Here is a 16773-nt window from a genome sequence, read left to right as displayed (position 1 = left end):
CCTATCCCATTTAACCTTCTCTCCCTGTTTTTCCTTTTCCCTGTTCTTTTTCTGTATTTTTCTGGACTTTTCCATGCGGGAGTGCTATATTAAGAGCCATGAAAATACTGATTACATTATTAAAACCTTTTTCTTTTGCACCTGCGATCCTGATGATGTGCGTGATCTACTCTTTTTCCGCACAGACCGGAGATGTTTCCGGTGCCCTGAGCTACAAGATCAGCTACCAGATCGTAGAAACCAAAAACGAAATATTAGCTTCCGGCAAAAGCCTGGAACAGCTTTCCCAGGAAGCTGCCGGTATCGAATTTTATGTCCGTAAGGCTGCTCACATGACAGAATACTGCCTGTTGGCCATATCTATTTCCTTCCCCCTCTATGTATATGGAGTTCGGGGAATCTGGCTGATGCTCCTTGCCGGATTTGTATGTGTGGGATTTGCCGGACTGGATGAATACCACCAGTCTTTTGTAGAGGCCCGCGGACCTTCCGTAAGGGATGTAGGGATCGACAGCTGCGGAGCAATGATCGGAATTTTGCTGGTACAGGCATTCTGCTGGTCTACCTTACATACCCCCGGCAGAAAAAAATCTCGAAAAAAGCGCAGAAACGCGCAAAGACGCAGATAACTGTTTTGCGATCTGCCTGATCTAAAAAGACGGAACATACATAAGGATTTTTTTGCCTTATGATGTTCCGTTTTTGCTATTACTAATCGTCATATCTCAGCAGGCATTTTACCCTCACCTGCATCCGGTTTTATTTTTCGTCTTTCTCCTCCGGTGCGTCATCCAGATTTTCCGCAAGATGCGCCCGCTCCGCAATTGACATTTTTTTCTTTGCCACGGTTTCCGGATTTTGAGAAGCTTCCTCTGCCGCTTTTTTCGCAGCAGCTTCTTCCAGCTCATGTTTTTGTGCGCCAGCCTTTGCAAGATTACGGATCGCCATGATCAGAAGCACTGCTCCGATCACAACAAAAATACCTCCCGCTGCCAGAAATACCACACCGGAGTCTTCTGCTCCGCTTATGACACTGGCGCAGAGACGATATCCTGTATACACAAGATAACCGCCTGCAAAGATCCACAGAAGACTGCTTCTTGTGGAAGAATTTCCCTGTCCGGAATTCTTTTCCTCAGCAGTTTCCTGTTGCAGCTCTTCCTTATTTTCTCTTTTCTGTTCTTCCATGATGTATTTCTGTCCTTTCTGATATCCTTATATTTCTCTATTTGTCAGATATCTTTTCCCTGTCAGCTTCTGTTTTTTCCTTCTCTTCCGTTTCTTCTTTTACAAGTCTTCCATAAAGCTTTGTCATTTTATAAATCTTCTGAATAATTGTTTCATTGAGCTGGCCTTTTTTCATACGCCACTTCCAGTTGTCACCAAGAGTTGACGGTTCATTGATCCTTGCCTCATTTCCAAGGCCGAGATAATCCTGTACCGGGATCACACAGCGATCTGCAACACTGGACATCGCCGCACGTATCATGCTCCACACTGCCGCAGTCTCATGCTTGCCCTCACAGCCAATATAGGCCCTGGCAAAATTTCGGTCATGCTGGCTCAGATTGCGGAACCATCCTCTTGTTGTCTCATTGTCATGAGTACCTGTGTAAACAATGCAATTCCTTTCATATCTGTGCGTCAGATACGAACTGTCCTCATTCTCGTCAAAAGCAAACTGCAATACCTTCATTCCCGGGAATCCGGATTCTTCCACCATCTCAATCACACTGTCTGTAAGGAGACCAAGATCCTCTGCGATCACATCCAGCTTTCCAAGATTCTTTTCAAGCGCACGGAACAGATCCATTCCCGGTCCCTTTTCCCAGTGACCGAACTGGGCAGTTTTATCTCCGTACGGAATGGAATAATACTCATCAAAACCTCTGAAATGGTCGATCCTTACCACATCATAAAGCTTCATACAATTTGCCATTCGGCGTGTCCACCATGCATAGCCTGTTTTCTTGTGATATTCCCAGTCATAAAGCGGATTTCCCCAAAGCTGCCCTGTGGCGGAAAAAGCATCCGGCGGACATCCGGCAACGCCGATCGGAATATTTTCCTTATCAAACTGGAACAATTCCGGCTGTGCCCAGGCATCCGCACTGTCAAACGCAACGTAGATCGGGATGTCTCCGATCATCTCCACTCCCTTAGCATTTGCATAAGCTTTCAGTGCTGTCCACTGTTTAAAAAAGCAGAACTGCTGGAAGCAGTAAAATCCCACTTCTTTTGCAAGCTTCTCTCTTTCTTCAGCCAATGCAGCTTTTTCTCTGTTTTTGAGTTCCGTAGGCCATTCGATCCAGCTGATCCCATTCAAGCTGTCCTTGATTGCCATATACAGGCTGTAATCTTCCAGCCAGGCAGCATTTTCTTTTACAAACTTACGGTATTCCTGATCTGTCTCACAGTCATAATTTTCAAAGGCTTTTCTCAAAAGTCGAAATCTGGAATTATAAATCTTCTCATAATCCACATAGCTCTCGTTTGTACCCCAGTCACAGTCCTCGCAATCACTTTTATCCAGATATCCCTCTTTTACAAAAGCCTCCAGATCAATAAAATACGGATTTCCCGCAAAGGTAGAAAAAGACTGGTATGGTGAATCTCCATATCCGGTAGGTCCGAGAGGAAGAATCTGCCAGTATTTCTGTCCTGCTCTTGCCAGCTGGTCTACAAACTCATATGCTTCCTCAGAAAAGCATCCGATCCCATATTTCGATGGCAGACTGGATACCGGAAGTAAAATCCCACTTGCTCTCATAATTTACGAATCCTCCTGTTTTCTCAGTAGTTGCGCCCTCTCACAGATGTCTGCAGGAGCACTCAGATTTTTATTATATCACTCTGTCACAGAGCGTTCAAAGTCCTTTTTTGCAGATATATGTAAATATATCATGATAAACCTTTTCCCTGTCTTTCTCATTCAGGATCTCGTGGCGCATTCCCGGATATAATTTTCCCCGGACATCCCGGTATCCTGCACAACGCATGGCGCGGACAGACTTCGCAAACTGTCTCACATTTCCCATGCAGGGATCCTCCGCCCCACTGATAAACAGCACCGGCATTTCCGGCTTTGTACATTTCCAGTGCTTCACATCATAGGCTCTTTTCATCAGGTCAAAAAGTGCCAGATATGCATCATCCGTAAAGGTAAATCCACAGTATTCTGAATCCGAATAATCCTGCACAACCTGCGGATCAGAGCAGATCCAGGAAAAACGGTTTTTTTCTTTTTTGAAGCGCATTGCATAGCTTCCAAAAGACATCATCTCGATCAGACCCGCACTGTGTTTAGCCCCGAAAACAGTCTTTCCCGCCTTTGCCAGAGCTACTCCGACCGGACGAAATACATTATAGCTGGGTGAGCCGCAGATGATCAGCATATCCATACAGCTGTCATGATGCGCTGCATAGGCACGAACTGCCAGAGATCCCATGCTGTGTCCGAAAAGGATCAGCGGAATACCTGGGAAATGATCCTTGATCAAGCAGTTCACCGTATGGATATCCTGCAGCATGGCATCCGCCCCACCACCGTACATATACCCAAGATCCTCTTTACTGCGTACGCTTTTCCCATGGCCACGGTGATCATGGATCACACTTATATATTTTCGCTCTGCCATATATTCCATAAAAGGAATGTAGCGTTCCTTGTACTCACTCATTCCGTGAACGATCTGTATGATCCCACGGTATTTCTCATTACGTTCCAACTCCGGCACTACTGCCAGGCAGGAAATTTCCAATCCGTCTGCTTTTGAAGGAAATGAATACTGAATTGTCCGTAACATATATTTCACCTCACCTTTTCTGCTGCATAAAGCGGGCATTCGCATTCCGCTTTGTCACCTGTACTCAACCACTTTTTCTGTGTCTTCCAGTATATCATAACACAGGGGGTTTCTCAAACAGTAAACCTATGATATAATCATTACGGTAACATAGGGTGATGCTGTTTGCCCGCAAATGCAAACAGATATCCTCTGACCCACCCACCCGAAAACCAGAATGACTTATTATAAGGAGGAATAATGAATACAGAAGACAATAATGATTTTTATGACGATGAGCTCTCCAGATCATTGATCTCCAATGATTTTGAAGACGACACTCCCCACAGAAAGAAAAAAAGCAAAAAGCCTCTCGTGATCTGTCTGATCATCCTTCTGATCGCTGCCGCAGCCGGCGGAACCGCCTGGTATATGATGCAGCGCCATAAACCGGTAGAAGCCACAGAAGAATTTCTCACAGGAATGCAGAACATGGATTTTACCACAATGGAGAACCTTCTCCAGAGTCATGATCTCAGCGCTCTGGATGATGCAGATATCCGTGATTCTGCTTACACAGATTTCTTCACTACCGTCAACAAAAAAATGACCTACAAGATCACCAAAAACAAATTTGACATCCAGAACGGAACTGCCAGGATAACGGTTCACATGAAATATATTGACGGAACCAATATCTATGCAGCAACTATTCAGGAATACACCCGTAAGGTTGCTGTCGCAGCCTATGCCGGAAAGGAAATGACACAGGATGATATCCAGGAAATGCTCGCTGCACTTCTTGCCGAAAATGCTTCCACAGCTGATGAGAAATACAGTGAGATCGATATTACCTATCCTCTGATCAAAATCGGCAGCGACTGGAAAATCGTTTCTCTGGATGACACCACAGTCAAGGTTATGTGCGCAAACTTCAAAAGCGTAAAAGACGAAATATCATCCCAGCTTACGGATGACAGCACAGATAGCAGTTCTGCCGCTGCAGAGGATTCTTCCACCCCAGGCAGCACGGCTTCTGCTGAGGGCACAAGTGCATCCATTGATATTACAACTGACAAATTCTCCGTCCGTTTCAAACAGTTTGCGATTTCCAAGGACTACGGCGGAAATCCCTGTCTGATGATCTACTACGACTATACAAACTCCGGCGATTCCCAGTCCAGTGCATTTGTAGACTTCACCCTGCAGGCTTCCCAGAACGGAGAAGTTCTGGAAGGAACTTATCCGGAAGCCAGCGATGATGCTGTAGATAACTACATGAGCACCATTGATCCCGGAAAAACCGTCACTGTATGCCAGGTATTTCTTCTGAAGGATACTACCAGTGATGTAACGCTTCAGGGCAAAGAAACTCTGAATGTAAGCGGCGGACAGACAACCTCTCAGATTCTGAAGCTGAAGTAAGATATCGGAATCGCCTGGCGGATATTTACGATCCAAATTCGATAAACCGGAAATTTACATTTTATCTTGCATATGAAAGGAAAACGGAAATTTCTCCTTCATGATTTTTTCATGGCTGGCAGAAATTTCCGTTTTTCTTTTTCTCATTCCTGTGTATATTTTTTCGATTCTATGAAAAACTATTTCATGTATAACGAAAGGATGGTGACTTATGTCAAATAAATGTCTGCAGTACTTCACCCTGACCATTGCTGTGGTCGGTGCCATAAACTGGGGTCTGATCGGCTTCTTTAATTTTAATCTGGTAGCATTCCTGTTCGGAAGCATGAGCTGGCTCTCCCGGATCATCTACGGACTTGTAGGCTTATGCGGGCTTTATCTTCTGACCTTCTATACTCTGATCGATCAGGGTGAAACAACTGAATAAGCTACGCAGTAACACATAACGCGAAAAATCCTCTGCTGCATAAAAATAAAGCAGAGGATTTTTTCGCAACAAAAAAGAACTCTGATCATTCTCAGAGTTCCGAAGAGCGATAGACGGGGCTCGAACCCGCGGTCTCGACCTTGGCAAGGTCGCGCGTTACCAACTACGCCACTATCGCACAAGCGGGTGATGGGAATCGAACCCACGTATCCAGCTTGGAAGGCTGGTGTTCTACCATTGAACTACACCCGCAGTTATGAAATTATAAATCTTCATCCTTCGATGAGAGCGATAGACGGGGCTCGAACCCGCGGTCTCGACCTTGGCAAGGTCGCGCGTTACCAACTACGCCACTATCGCATAAGCGGGTGATGGGAATCGAACCCACGTATCCAGCTTGGAAGGCTGGTGTTCTACCATTGAACTACACCCGCGCATCGTCGCTTCGGTGATTACCGATCGCTTGACCGCTGCAACGATGATTAGTATATAGCATACTGTTTTATTTGTCAACAGGTTTTTTTAAATTTTTTATTTTTTTTATTTATTGGATTTTTTATCAATACTCCCATACATTTGTGGCAGAAACCTGGGCCTTCGGTTTCTTGATCACAAGCTCCGGACTTTTTGCACTGACCTTGGTATTTGCAGGAATGGATTCTGTGATAAAGGTATTACCACCTATAATCGTATTCTCTCCTACAACCGTCTCACCACCGAGCACTGTGGAATTAGAATAGATCGTTACATTATCACGAATCGTCGGATGACGTTTTACATTGGCAAGCTGCTGTCCCTTTCTTGTGGAAAGCGCTCCCAGTGTCACTCCCTGATACAGTTTTACATTATTTCCGATCTCTGTAGTCTCACCTACAACCACACCGGTACCATGATCGATAAAGAAATACTCTCCGATGGTCGCTCCCGGGTTGATATCGATTCCTGTACGGCCATGAGCATATTCCGACATCACGCGCGGGATAAATGGGATTTCTTCTTTATAAAGAACATGTGCCAGACGATACACGTAGATAGCAAATAATCCCGGATATGAAAAAATGATCTCTTCCTTGCTCTTGGCTGCGGGGTCACCATCAAAACCAGCCTGTACATCTGTCAGAAGCAGTCTCTGGATCTCAGGAAGCTGCTCAAAAAATCCACAGGCAGTTCTGTCTGCATGAGCTGCTGCTTCTTCCGGTTCCTCTCCGTGATAAAGAAGTGCGATCTCGATCTGATTCTTCAATCTGTCATAAAGATCATTCAGTCTGTGTCCCACATAATACTCCGGAAATACGGTAGCACTGGTATCCGTACTGAAATATCCCGGAAATACAATAGATTTCAGATCTCTTACTATATCAATGATCACCGAACGGTTCGGCAGACGTCTGCCGCTCTTCGGCATAAAAAGTTCTTCTGAAGCATAATTCTCAGTAAGACCTTTCGCCGCTCTGAGAATCGCTGATTTCTTATCGCTCATAATTCCCTCCATTTCTGCACATCCACTTCTGTCTGTACACTTTATCTCATTATCATATTATAGTCTGGAAGATTCGTCAATAATACAAAAAAGAAAAGTTTTAAAAAAGATTGACCTTTCTCCGGATACCTTATATAATAATAAAGGTTTGCATCCGGAGATGTACCCAAGTGGCTGAAGGGTCCGCACTCGAAATGCGGTAGGTCGGGCAACCGGCGCGAGGGTTCAAATCCCTCCATCTCCGTTTTTCTGCCGATTTATGACAGGAAGAATTTTTATTTATATTTTATTATACAAAAAGCACTCTCATCTCTTGACAATTGTATATTTTATATGTATAATTGCAACAGTGATGAAAACACAATTTAATATAGGGGATTGGTCAAATGGTATGATAGGGGTCTCCAAAACCTTTGGTGGGAGTTCGATTCTCTCATCCCCTGCTATTAGAATTGCTGAAAAACCTTAATTAAGGATTTTCAGCGTTTTTTATTGTATGGCAGAAAAAGTGATCGCCCGGCCTGTCATATCAACATCCGGGCGATCACTTTTCAATATTTTACTTCTCACTGCATTCATATCGTGAAAATCTCTGCACGTATCCACATGCGCTTATCACTTCAGTTTCTTCAGATTATCCGGTCCAAATCCAAATGGCAACAGTTCCTTTAACGTAAAGATATCATATTTTTCTCTGCTGACTGCCAGTATGATCTGAAAGGTTTCCGGATCACAGAACTCCATCATAACCTGTCTGCATACTCCACAGGGTGCTGCATACTCTGTAGGAACACCATCCTTGCCGCCAACGATACAGATTGCCTGAAAGTCTCTCATGCCTTCACTGACCGCTTTGAAAAAAGCAGTTCTTTCCGCACAGTTTGTTGGAGTATAGGCAGCATTTTCTATGTTACACCCGGTATAATAGGTACCGTTTTTTGCAAGAAGTACCGCCCCTACATGAAAATGTGAGTATGGCGCATAGGAATAGTCCATCTGTCTGATCGCCAGATCGATCATTTCTTTGATCTGTTTTTCTTCCATAATTTTCCCACCTTTCCTGAATCAGGCATGTATACGTTATTCTTCTTTTTTCTGTGCCTGATCTGCACGGATCAGTTCACGGATCGCCTGCACTGCAACCTGGATTGCCTTATCGGTATCATGTACCACAGGATTATCCAGACCCAGCTTCTCTCTTTCCTGATTTGCAAGCACCAGGAAGCAGGAGCCCACACGTACTTTTAAATGGCTTGCCACTATAAAAAGAGCAGCGGATTCCATCTCCGACGCAAGACAGCCAAGACGTTTCCACGCTTCCCATTTATTCATCAGTTCATAGCTGACCGGCTTGGTTTCCGGCTCATGCTGGCCATAAAAGGAATCCTTACATTGTACCACACCTATGTGGAATTCACATCCTTCTTTCTTTGCTCCTTCCACAAGTGCATTGATCACTTCCAGATTTGCCACTGCCGGGAATTCAATAGGTGCATACTCTTTGCTGGTGCCCTCCATACGGATCGCGCCCGTTGCAACAACAATATCACCACTTTTTACCTCTGGCTGCATTCCACCGCAGGTTCCGATGCGTACAAATGTATCAGCCCCGCACTGATACAGCTCTTCCATTGCGATAGAAGCGGACGGTCCGCCGATTCCGGTAGATGTCACACTTACCTTCACTCCGTCCAGTGTTCCGGTGTATGTTACGTATTCCCGGTTATCTGCTACCAAAACCGGATCCTCAAAATACTGTGCGATCTTTTTGCAGCGTTTCGGATCTCCCGGTAAAATAATGTAACGTCCCACTTCTCCTTTTGCTACCTGAATGTGATACTGTCTGTCCGCATCCTCTGAATAATTTTTCATGTTTGTTTCCCCCTTTCTCAGCTAACAGTTTCCCTATTCCTTATGAATAAAAAAAAGACTGCATTTTCATACAATCCAGTCCTTTATTCTTTTATTTTAACCTTGCTTCCCGTCGATCCCCGCAAAACTATATCCTGCATTACAATAAGAAGATCATTCATAAGATATAAGGATCTTCTTACAATGCTCGCAGCGATAAGCCTCGATCCGATCCCCATATAGCATTTTCGACAGGCCTTTTTCGGTGTTTAATCGCATAGATTCACCTCTGCTCCTCCATTCTATTCCTGAATTGAAGGAATGGATCTGGCCTTCACACATTTCGCCTCCGCAATATGGACATTTCATCTTATTTTTCTATGCCTCCTCCGGCTTTTCGTATTTGCTCAGTCAATGTCAAACCTCTTTTGTCTTTATCCCATTATAACATAGATTCATTTTCTTCAAAAGCTTAATATAAACATGTTCCACAAACCACGGTTCTGTTGATCTCATCAATGCTTCTTCCGGTGAAAACCAGGCTACACCGCTGTTTTCATCTGCTTTTATGGAAACAGCCTCTTCTGAATCTGCCTCAAGGAGATATGTTAGGTTAAAGTGCAGATGGCTGGATACATATTTTCCTTTTTTCACATGGCCGTCTACAGTCAGGGATTCCAGGGAAAAAATCTCTTCTGACACCGGACGAACATTGGAAATCCCTGCCTCTTCTTTTACTTCTCTGACAGCAACGGACAGTAAATCCTTCTCACCATCTGCATGTCCTCCAAGCCAGGACCAGGAATTGTATATGTTGTGATATACCATAAGGACTTTCGTCCGTTCTCTGTTTACTACCCAGGCAGAAGCTGTCATATGGGCTACTGCATTTTCCCTGGAAAAAGCATTCTCATTATTTCTGATCCAGTCCAGGATCAGGATTTTATCTTTTTCTTCCTGCTCATTATATGGCTTGTATTTTTCTATCTGATCGATCAATTTCTGGCGTGTTATCATTATGCACTCTGTCTCTTTCTTAAATATCCATAAATGTATTTTTAGTCAAGCGGATAAAAGCATCCGCTTCGCTACTTGCTCATAACCGGATAACTGCTTCACAGTTTATCAGAAGAAGCTTGTAACTGTCTTTTTTATTTAATACCCCTCCTTTAACCGGACAATATTTTTTAATTTTTTTCCATTCAGATATCGTTCCATATTTTCCATACAGATGTTCCAGATCATATCCTGGACTTCAGCGTTTCCACCGAAACTCGGGCCTGCAATGTGTGGAGTGATAAGGACGTTTTCCATATTCCAAAGAGGTGATGTCTCCGGCAATGGTTCTGTTTCAAATACATCCAGGACCGCTCCTTTTAAGTGGCCTTCCTCCAGTACTCTGATCAGGTCTTCTGTTGGAATGAGGCTTCCTCTTCCTACATTAACCAGAATTGCATCTTTTTTCATGGAATACAGCCGTTCGTAATTCAGAAGGCCTTTTGTTTCCGGTGTTCCCGGGAGACAGCCGATCACAATGTCCGCTTTCTGAAGCTGCTGATCCAGCGCTGTCAGATCATATACCTCATCAAACTCTTTCATCTGCTGCAAATGCTCCGGGACTGCAGTTCTTTTTATTCCAGTCACATGCGTTTCAAACGCTTTCATTCTATGGGCAATATTTCTTCCTATATCCCCTGTTCCCAGGATGAGAATGTTTTTTCCATATATGGTTTCTGATGATCGATTCTGTACCCAGAGGTGTTTCTGTTTGTTCTTCCAGTAGTTCGGAAGTTCACGGTACAGCGCAATGATATTCCCGATCACATATTCTGATATGATCTTTCCAAAAGCGCCGGAAGCATTGGTTAATGTAACTCCTGTCGGGAATGCTTTCATTTTTGTATATTTGTCCGCACCGGCCCAGGTCAGCTGGATCCAGCGAAGATTTTCTGCTTTCAGGATTTCTTCTTCCTCTGGCTCTCCGATCACTACTTCTGCTGCTGCGATCGCATCCTCAGTTTCCTTGCCCTGAAATGTAAATTCGCACTGATCTCCGAATTTTGTTGCAAACTGATTTTGAATTTCTGCATTGCATTGTGGTTTTAGTAAAACTTGTATTTTTTTCATGTTTTTCTCCGCAAATCATCTTTATCAGCTATATCCTACCATAATTAACAGCCATCTGCTATTATTTTCTGTTATTTCTGCCGCTGATACCTGGTCACTGCCAGGATCATGCAGACAAAAACTACCGCAAACATAGCTTCCAGTCCAATGCCTTTCCACACCGATACAGATGCCTCACCTGTTAGGTGGCTATAACTTCCAAGAGTCTCATTTACGTTTTCATACCAGTAAACAGGAAGAAACTGAGACACTTTCAGGACGTTTCTGTCCATAATATTCATGGGAACAAACACACCACACAGAAAGCACATTCCAAGAGACAGGATATTTGCGATCCCGCTTAACATGTTGCTGTTTTTTACAAAAAGACCGATCAGATAGGAAAGTGAAAGTGCCACTGCCATCATTACCAGAGTGTTCAGTACATAGTATCCGAAATTTTCTGAACCGAGAAATGTTTTTCCATACATAAGGATGGCTCCAGCCATACCGATTCCCCATAAGCCCCCGCCCATGATAAACATGGCCAGAAGCCCTTCCAGACTCTGTCGTCTTGCAGAGATCGCAGATGCCTGCATTCTCTTTGGTATATCGTCTTTTTTGAAAGCCATCAGAACATATCCCATCACATAGCAAAGTAATGCAAGAAACAGATATGGAATATATCGGAAATAATAGAGCCATCCGGACGTACCACTGTTTTCATCTGTATCCAGCATGGTGACTTCTCCTCTTTTTTTATCCAGGATCGCTGTTGCCGCTTCCTTCTGGGAAAAACCGGCTTTCAGATATGTCCGCATTGTATTCAGACAGCTCTCCAGTTGCTGATCCACATAATATGCCGAATAAGATCCAGGCACCTTGGTTACAGAAATACTTTCACCGTTTACCATACAGTTCTCATAAAAATCCTCAGGAATCACCACGATGTACTCTACATTTCTGTAAAAAAGCTCTTCCTGAAGCTTCTCCCTGTTATCCTCCAGCATGGTCACGTGATGCGTACCTTCAAGCCATTTTACCAGTCCTTCTGCAAGTGGTCCGTTGTCTTTATCCACCACTCCGATCTTTATTTTTTCGCTTTCATAGCTGGTATAAGTTTCCTTACCGGCCGCTGCCTGAAGTGCCATTGTCACTCCGAAAAAAACGCCCAGATACAGGAGGATCAGACCTGTATTTTTTTTCATGATCCTCATATAGCCTTTAAATACTGTCATAACGTTCCCTCCTGACCATGAAAAAGGATGCCATCACCAGCACCACGCACATTACCGCCAGTGTGATCAGATTTCTATAGTATCTGGTCATATCATCATATACATTGATACAGTAAAACGCGTCTGCGATCAGTGATGCAGGATTGATCCGGTTCACAAACGGAACACTTTTTTCCACGATATCCTTCATATTTCCGTTCATCAGTCCGGCAAGAAAGCTGCTTACCATAGAGATTCCAAGCATGAGCCCGATTCTGACGCCTTCCTGCATTTTTCCGAAGCTGCCTATAAACATTCCCATAGATACACCGATGAGACTTCCGAAAAAAGATACCACCAGCATTTTTCCCATCTGTCCCTGAAAATCCAGATTGAGAATATACCGGAGATACAGGATCAGAATGATCACGTCCACATAGCCCAGAGCAAAAGATGTCAGCTGGTCTGTAAGGATCAGCTTCAGCTTGTGGGTCGGCGTTACACACCGTCTGGCTGCCAGAGGTGTGATATTGGCCTGGATCCCGATCGCAGAGCCAAATCCGATAAAGCATCCATACAGGCAGGCCATGGCGATCAGTGCGTAAAAGAACTGCACATTTCCGTCAATGGTCCGGCCACCAAGAGAGACTTCCCTTACCAGGCTGTCGGAACTTAACAAGGGTTTCATGGTTTCCATATCCATCTGCGGATTTTTTTTCATGATATTGGTGATAGTCGTTCTGGTGTTTTCACAGCTGTCAAGAACTGTCTGAAGGATACTTTCTTCTATGCCGGTTCCTTCTACTGTAAGGGAAGGCTCTTTTCCCACATAATAAATCCCTTCTACTTTTTTATCCTGCAGTGCTTCCAGCGCTTCCTTTTCCGACATTTCTTCTGCTTTTAAAAGATCCGGACTGCTTTTTTCCACTTCATCCAGATAGGTCATAAAAAACGTATCCGCAGAAGCTTCCTTCACCACTGCCACCGGAACCGTCTGAAAATCTGCCTCATTGATATTTCCGAATGCAAAATAGAAAAAAGTTCCAAGCACAAGCGGAAAGACAAGCGGCCAGAATACAATGTTAAAATTCCGGATCTTGGAAAGAAAACTGTATTTCAGTAAATGCAACATCTCCCATCCCTCCTAATCTCTCAGCTGTTTTCCGGTGATCTCCAGAAAGACATCATTTAATGTAGGCAGTTCGGAAAAGACTCTTCCAAAAGAAATATCCTGGCTTTGCAGATAATTAAGAAGACGGATCAGATTATGCTTCGCATCGGTACAGCGCACGACCAGCACCTGTTTTTCATACTGCACATCAAACACATGCTCCAGTGTGCGGATATCCCGGAGATTTTTTTCTTCCAGGGCAATGGCTTCTACGGTAATGGTCTCTCCTGTTTTGATCATCTGCTTCAATTGTTCCTTTGTTCCCTGAGCGATGACTCTTCCGTGATCCATGATGGCGATCCTGGTACAGATCTGCTCCACTTCTTCCATGTAATGGGATGTGTAGATAATGGTGGAGCCCTGGTGGTTCAGCGTCTGGATTCCTTCCAGGATCTTGTTTCTGCTCTGTGGGTCTACAGCTACCGTCGGCTCATCCATAATAATCAGTCTTGGCTTGTGGGCGATCCCGCAGGCAATGTTCAATCTTCGTAAAAGGCCCCCGGAAAGCTTCTTAGGGTACATTTTGCGGAAATCTTCAAGACCTGTAAATTCAATGGCATCCTCCACCAGCTCTTTTCTCCGTTTCCTGTCCTGTATGTAAAGGCCACAGAAATAATCGATATTTTCCTGCACTGTCAGCTCATCAAAAACGGCTACATTCTGAAGCACGATCCCAATCTGTTCCTTGAGCTTATAGCTGTCCGGCTTCATCTCTTCTCCGAATATCTTTATTTCACCTCTGTCATATTTCAGAAGTGACAAGAGGCAGCTGATGGCCGTTGTCTTTCCCGAGCCATTGGGACCAAGTAATCCGAAGATCTCACCCTCCCGGATATCCAGTTCCAGATGATTCAGTGCGGTAAGATCACCGTATCGTTTTACCAGATTTTCCATGTGGACCATACTCTGTGGCATATGTTTTCCTCCTTTTTTACAGTCCGTTAAGCAGGACTTTTATGTCTTTTTCGCAGAAATTCATATTTCTTCTATGATGCCATTATATCCTTTTCTTCTGTCTGCTCCAAGTGTTGAATGTCACCACCTGCGAATGACAAATGTCATGTCTTTTTCAGAAGGATAGATTTTTCTTTGCAGGGAAGGAACCGGTATATTATAATAAAGACACATTGATTTCAGAAATTTGTGCAGCAAAAGGGGTTCTCCCGGAACAGGATACGATAATTTTAGCCGATTATCTGCCTGACTTTCGGAAAATGCTGTAATTCTGAGAAAGGAGGGTATATTTTTTATGCGTTATTTTACAGATTCCATACTATTGCTTTTATACAGTACTTTAACATTTTTTTATGTGCCTGCAGATCAGGCTCTTGTGTTTGCCCTCCTTTTTGCGGTGATCCTTTGCTGCATTACTTATCTGTGCAGGGTATGTAAAACAGAATCCTGTTCACACAATTCTTTGCCAGTATTGAAACCCGCCGGAAATATCATTCCGGTTCTTGCAGGAAGCTATGTAATCTTTGGATTATGTTCCCTGTGTTTTTCGGATCTTCTTCTGTTTTTCCCGCTGCTGCTGTATCAGACCTTATCTGCCGGGCTTTTTCCTCTGGCAGTGGCTGCGCTTCCACTTTGGGGATTTCTGGTTTTTCAGATCAATAGATTTCCGGCAGTTCTTTGTCTGCTTGGGATTTTTGGTTTCGTTCTCTCATTTTTTCTCTGGCTCTATGCCGGAAAATATCAGGCTCTTTACCAGGATTTTCATCAGATCCGGGATGACAGTGAGGAACATATGCTTCTTCTTTCTGAAAAAAACAAGGCACTTCTGGAAAAACAGGATTACGAGATTTATGCTGCTACATTGCGCGAGCGAAACAGAATTGCCAGAGAGATCCATGATAATGTGGGACATGTACTATCCCGTTCTATCCTTATGACTGCTGCCTGCAAAACCATCAACAAAAATGATTCTCTTGATCCTCTGCTTGGAAATCTGGAAGAATCCCTGAACAGTGCTATGAACAGCATCCGTTCCAGTGTACATGATCTTCATGACGATGCGATAGATCTGGAAGATGCCATAAAAGGACTTGTAAAGGATTTCACCTTCTGCCCGGTGAATCTTACTTATGATATGTCCAGGCAGATTCCAAGAGAGGTGAAATACAGTCTGATCAGTATTACAAAGGAAGGGCTTTCCAATGTGATGCGGCATAGTAACGCGGATTCTGTGGATATTCTTCTGCGGGAGCATCCTGCACTTTATCAATTGTGCATTGAGGATAATGGGACACCGGAAAATGAAATTCCGGATATTCAAACTGGATCAGACAGCAATAAGGCAAAAAATACTTCCGGTGGTATGGGACTGTCCAATATCCGTGACCGTGCAAAGGCGCTGGGCGGTACGGTCCAGATTACGCAGGAGAATGGTTTTCGGATCTTTGTGACGATCCCGAAATCTGTTTCTAATTGAATCAGACAGATATTTCTCACTTTGCCGGAAACCTTCCTGATTTGATCAAAGTACTTTCCCTGCATATTGGATCCGTCTGTTTTTTCTGATCTGTAAATTTACTTTTTATAACTCATAAACAGGAGCTTTTGACATGAAAATTATAATCGTAGACGACGACTGCCTGGTTGCAGGAGCACTAAAAACCATTCTTGAAGCAAACCCGGATATCAAAGTGACTGCCACCGGCTCTGATGGTGAAGAAGCCTGCTCTCTGTACAGAGAGTATCTTCCGGATATTCTTCTGATGGATATCCGTATGAAAGGAATGGACGGACTGGAAGCTTCCAGAAAGATCCTGGGCGAATTTCCGGAGGCAAAAATTCTTCTTCTGACTACTTTTTCCGATGATGAATATATTGTAAAAGCCCTCCGCCTCGGCACAAAGGGTTATCTTCTGAAGCAGGATCATACCAGCATTCTTCCGGCTCTTCAGGCGGTTTACTCCGGCCAGACCGTATTCGGCACAGAGATCATATCCAAAATCCCTGAACTCCTGCAGTCTTCCGACGGATTTGATTATGCTTCCAGAAACATCAGCGAACGGGAGCTGGATATCATCAGGCTGATTGCCAACGGATACAGCAATAAGGAGATTGCCGCAGAACTGTTTCTCAGTGAGGGAACGGTACGAAATTATCTCAGTTCCATTCTGGATAAACTGCAGCTGAGGGATCGGACTCAAGTTGCTGTTTTTTATTATCAGCATAAGTAAAAATCTCCTGCATCCAAATTCCTGTAAATATTTATTAACTAAGACTTCCCATACCCCAAATGGGCTTCGCACCTTAAAAATTCAATATTTCAGCTAACAAAATAGCAATTTATGCCATCGCAGTCC

At 43.9% G+C, this 16773-nt stretch carries 17 protein-coding genes and 6 tRNA genes; 7 read left to right on the top strand and 16 right to left on the bottom strand.

The window, feature by feature from the left end; all coding sequences use genetic code 11:
• The first annotated feature begins 98 nt into the window (after positions 1 to 98).
• Complete coding sequence (locus ACTNDQ_RS14245) at positions 99 to 629, top strand: VanZ family protein (RefSeq protein ID WP_278796075.1); 531 nt, start codon at positions 99 to 101, stop codon at positions 627 to 629.
• A 130-nt stretch (positions 630 to 759) separates the two neighbouring features.
• On the opposite strand, the gene ACTNDQ_RS14240 is transcribed toward ACTNDQ_RS14245, so the two are convergent.
• The 3 genes from ACTNDQ_RS14240 to ACTNDQ_RS14230 all read right to left on the bottom strand — a co-directional run bounded on the left by ACTNDQ_RS14240 (position 760) and on the right by ACTNDQ_RS14230 (position 3806).
• Positions 760 to 1188: a hypothetical protein gene (locus ACTNDQ_RS14240; RefSeq protein ID WP_092071388.1), complete on the bottom strand. Its 429-nt coding sequence runs from the start codon at positions 1186 to 1188 to the stop codon at positions 760 to 762.
• A gap of 37 nt (positions 1189 to 1225) precedes the next feature.
• Positions 1226 to 2770, bottom strand: coding sequence for a 4-alpha-glucanotransferase (malQ, locus tag ACTNDQ_RS14235; RefSeq protein ID WP_441064896.1), 1545 nt, complete (start codon positions 2768 to 2770; stop codon positions 1226 to 1228).
• Positions 2771 to 2867: 97 nt separating this feature from the next.
• Positions 2868 to 3806: an alpha/beta fold hydrolase gene (locus tag ACTNDQ_RS14230; RefSeq protein WP_441064895.1), complete on the bottom strand. Its 939-nt coding sequence runs from the start codon at positions 3804 to 3806 to the stop codon at positions 2868 to 2870.
• Between the two features lie 240 nt (positions 3807 to 4046).
• Here ACTNDQ_RS14230 and ACTNDQ_RS14225 point away from each other — a divergent pair, with 240 nt between their 5' ends.
• A complete protein-coding gene (locus ACTNDQ_RS14225; protein WP_243874507.1) occupies positions 4047 to 5210 on the top strand; it encodes a DUF5067 domain-containing protein in 1164 nt (387 codons plus the stop codon).
• A gap of 211 nt (positions 5211 to 5421) precedes the next feature.
• On the top strand, positions 5422 to 5637 hold the full coding sequence (locus ACTNDQ_RS14220; protein ID WP_015524323.1) for a DUF378 domain-containing protein: 216 nt from the start codon (positions 5422 to 5424) through the stop codon (positions 5635 to 5637).
• Positions 5638 to 5742: 105 nt separating this feature from the next.
• Here the strand turns inward: ACTNDQ_RS14220 and ACTNDQ_RS14215 are convergent.
• From ACTNDQ_RS14215 to epsC, 5 genes are all read right to left on the bottom strand, one after another.
• A tRNA-Gly gene (locus ACTNDQ_RS14215) sits at positions 5743 to 5815 on the bottom strand.
• Positions 5816 to 5818: 3 nt separating this feature from the next.
• A tRNA-Gly gene (locus tag ACTNDQ_RS14210) sits at positions 5819 to 5889 on the bottom strand.
• 35 nt (positions 5890 to 5924) lie between these two features.
• A tRNA-Gly gene (locus ACTNDQ_RS14205) sits at positions 5925 to 5997 on the bottom strand.
• A gap of 3 nt (positions 5998 to 6000) precedes the next feature.
• Positions 6001 to 6071 (bottom strand) — tRNA-Gly (locus ACTNDQ_RS14200).
• Between the two features lie 125 nt (positions 6072 to 6196).
• Positions 6197 to 7117, bottom strand: coding sequence for a serine O-acetyltransferase EpsC (gene epsC, locus ACTNDQ_RS14195; protein WP_022426729.1), 921 nt, complete (start codon positions 7115 to 7117; stop codon positions 6197 to 6199).
• 156 nt (positions 7118 to 7273) lie between these two features.
• Between epsC and ACTNDQ_RS14190 the strand changes: the two genes are divergently transcribed.
• Together ACTNDQ_RS14190 and ACTNDQ_RS14185 are read left to right on the top strand one after the other, a co-directional pair.
• Positions 7274 to 7361 (top strand) — tRNA-Ser (locus ACTNDQ_RS14190).
• A 128-nt stretch (positions 7362 to 7489) separates the two neighbouring features.
• Positions 7490 to 7560 (top strand) — tRNA-Trp (locus ACTNDQ_RS14185).
• A 172-nt stretch (positions 7561 to 7732) separates the two neighbouring features.
• Here the strand turns inward: ACTNDQ_RS14185 and ACTNDQ_RS14180 are convergent.
• The 8 genes from ACTNDQ_RS14180 to ACTNDQ_RS14145 all read right to left on the bottom strand — a co-directional run bounded on the left by ACTNDQ_RS14180 (position 7733) and on the right by ACTNDQ_RS14145 (position 14365).
• On the bottom strand, positions 7733 to 8161 hold the full coding sequence (locus tag ACTNDQ_RS14180; RefSeq protein WP_015524321.1) for a cytidine deaminase: 429 nt from the start codon (positions 8159 to 8161) through the stop codon (positions 7733 to 7735).
• A 36-nt stretch (positions 8162 to 8197) separates the two neighbouring features.
• Entirely contained in the window at positions 8198 to 8989 is a 792-nt protein-coding gene (udp, locus tag ACTNDQ_RS14175; protein WP_278796638.1) for a uridine phosphorylase, read from the bottom strand.
• A 153-nt stretch (positions 8990 to 9142) separates the two neighbouring features.
• Positions 9143 to 9337 carry a PF20097 family protein gene (locus ACTNDQ_RS14170; RefSeq protein WP_118609050.1) on the bottom strand — a complete coding sequence of 65 codons (195 nt, stop codon included), beginning with the start codon at positions 9335 to 9337 and terminating at the stop codon, positions 9143 to 9145.
• A 48-nt stretch (positions 9338 to 9385) separates the two neighbouring features.
• A complete protein-coding gene (locus ACTNDQ_RS14165) occupies positions 9386 to 9985 on the bottom strand; it encodes an NUDIX hydrolase (protein ID WP_288788151.1) in 600 nt (199 codons plus the stop codon).
• A 138-nt stretch (positions 9986 to 10123) separates the two neighbouring features.
• Entirely contained in the window at positions 10124 to 11095 is a 972-nt protein-coding gene (locus tag ACTNDQ_RS14160) for a D-2-hydroxyacid dehydrogenase (RefSeq protein ID WP_441064894.1), read from the bottom strand.
• 71 nt (positions 11096 to 11166) lie between these two features.
• Positions 11167 to 12312 (bottom strand): ABC transporter permease, encoded by a 1146-nt coding sequence (locus ACTNDQ_RS14155; protein ID WP_441064893.1) that lies wholly within the window; start codon positions 12310 to 12312, stop codon positions 11167 to 11169.
• On the bottom strand, positions 12299 to 13423 hold the full coding sequence (locus ACTNDQ_RS14150) for an ABC transporter permease (RefSeq protein WP_441064892.1): 1125 nt from the start codon (positions 13421 to 13423) through the stop codon (positions 12299 to 12301). Before ACTNDQ_RS14150 ends, ACTNDQ_RS14155 begins: the two co-directional genes overlap by 14 nt.
• Positions 13424 to 13435: 12 nt before the next feature.
• On the bottom strand, positions 13436 to 14365 hold the full coding sequence (locus ACTNDQ_RS14145; protein ID WP_278796642.1) for an ABC transporter ATP-binding protein: 930 nt from the start codon (positions 14363 to 14365) through the stop codon (positions 13436 to 13438).
• 346 nt (positions 14366 to 14711) lie between these two features.
• Between ACTNDQ_RS14145 and ACTNDQ_RS14140 the strand changes: the two genes are divergently transcribed.
• Together ACTNDQ_RS14140 and ACTNDQ_RS14135 are read left to right on the top strand one after the other, a co-directional pair.
• Entirely contained in the window at positions 14712 to 15893 is a 1182-nt protein-coding gene (locus ACTNDQ_RS14140; protein WP_441064891.1) for a sensor histidine kinase, read from the top strand.
• 133 nt (positions 15894 to 16026) lie between these two features.
• A complete protein-coding gene (locus ACTNDQ_RS14135) occupies positions 16027 to 16647 on the top strand; it encodes a response regulator (protein WP_441064890.1) in 621 nt (206 codons plus the stop codon).
• Positions 16648 to 16773: the final 126 nt, after the last annotated feature.

This window comes from Blautia massiliensis (ex Liu et al. 2021), assembly GCF_052064225.1.
In the GTDB taxonomy this organism is placed as follows: Bacteria; Bacillota; Clostridia; order Lachnospirales; family Lachnospiraceae; genus Blautia_A; species Blautia_A fusiformis.
Note: the sequence above shows the minus strand (reverse complement) of the source record. Positions and strands in the feature narration are given on the sequence as shown.

Bases quoted from the DNA above. Each gene is read 5' to 3' on its own strand.
- ACTNDQ_RS14245 (WP_278796075.1), top strand. From the start codon at position 99: ATGAAAATACTGATTACATTATTAAAACCTTTTTCTTTTGCACCTGCG.
- ACTNDQ_RS14240 (WP_092071388.1), bottom strand. From the start codon at position 1,188: ATGGAAGAACAGAAAAGAGAAAATAAGGAAGAGCTGCAACAGGAAACT.
- malQ (WP_441064896.1), bottom strand. From the start codon at position 2,770: ATGAGAGCAAGTGGGATTTTACTTCCGGTATCCAGTCTGCCATCGAAA.
- ACTNDQ_RS14230 (WP_441064895.1), bottom strand. From the start codon at position 3,806: ATGTTACGGACAATTCAGTATTCATTTCCTTCAAAAGCAGACGGATTG.
- ACTNDQ_RS14225 (WP_243874507.1), top strand. From the start codon at position 4,047: ATGAATACAGAAGACAATAATGATTTTTATGACGATGAGCTCTCCAGA.
- ACTNDQ_RS14220 (WP_015524323.1), top strand. From the start codon at position 5,422: ATGTCAAATAAATGTCTGCAGTACTTCACCCTGACCATTGCTGTGGTC.
- epsC (WP_022426729.1), bottom strand. From the start codon at position 7,117: ATGAGCGATAAGAAATCAGCGATTCTCAGAGCGGCGAAAGGTCTTACT.
- ACTNDQ_RS14180 (WP_015524321.1), bottom strand. From the start codon at position 8,161: ATGGAAGAAAAACAGATCAAAGAAATGATCGATCTGGCGATCAGACAG.
- udp (WP_278796638.1), bottom strand. From the start codon at position 8,989: ATGAAAAATTATTCAGAGGATGCGGACAGACAGTATCACATTCAGGTA.
- ACTNDQ_RS14170 (WP_118609050.1), bottom strand. From the start codon at position 9,337: ATGAAATGTCCATATTGCGGAGGCGAAATGTGTGAAGGCCAGATCCAT.
- ACTNDQ_RS14165 (WP_288788151.1), bottom strand. From the start codon at position 9,985: ATGATAACACGCCAGAAATTGATCGATCAGATAGAAAAATACAAGCCA.
- ACTNDQ_RS14160 (WP_441064894.1), bottom strand. From the start codon at position 11,095: ATGAAAAAAATACAAGTTTTACTAAAACCACAATGCAATGCAGAAATT.
- ACTNDQ_RS14155 (WP_441064893.1), bottom strand. From the start codon at position 12,312: ATGACAGTATTTAAAGGCTATATGAGGATCATGAAAAAAAATACAGGT.
- ACTNDQ_RS14150 (WP_441064892.1), bottom strand. From the start codon at position 13,423: ATGTTGCATTTACTGAAATACAGTTTTCTTTCCAAGATCCGGAATTTT.
- ACTNDQ_RS14145 (WP_278796642.1), bottom strand. From the start codon at position 14,365: ATGGTCCACATGGAAAATCTGGTAAAACGATACGGTGATCTTACCGCA.
- ACTNDQ_RS14140 (WP_441064891.1), top strand. From the start codon at position 14,712: ATGCGTTATTTTACAGATTCCATACTATTGCTTTTATACAGTACTTTA.
- ACTNDQ_RS14135 (WP_441064890.1), top strand. From the start codon at position 16,027: ATGAAAATTATAATCGTAGACGACGACTGCCTGGTTGCAGGAGCACTA.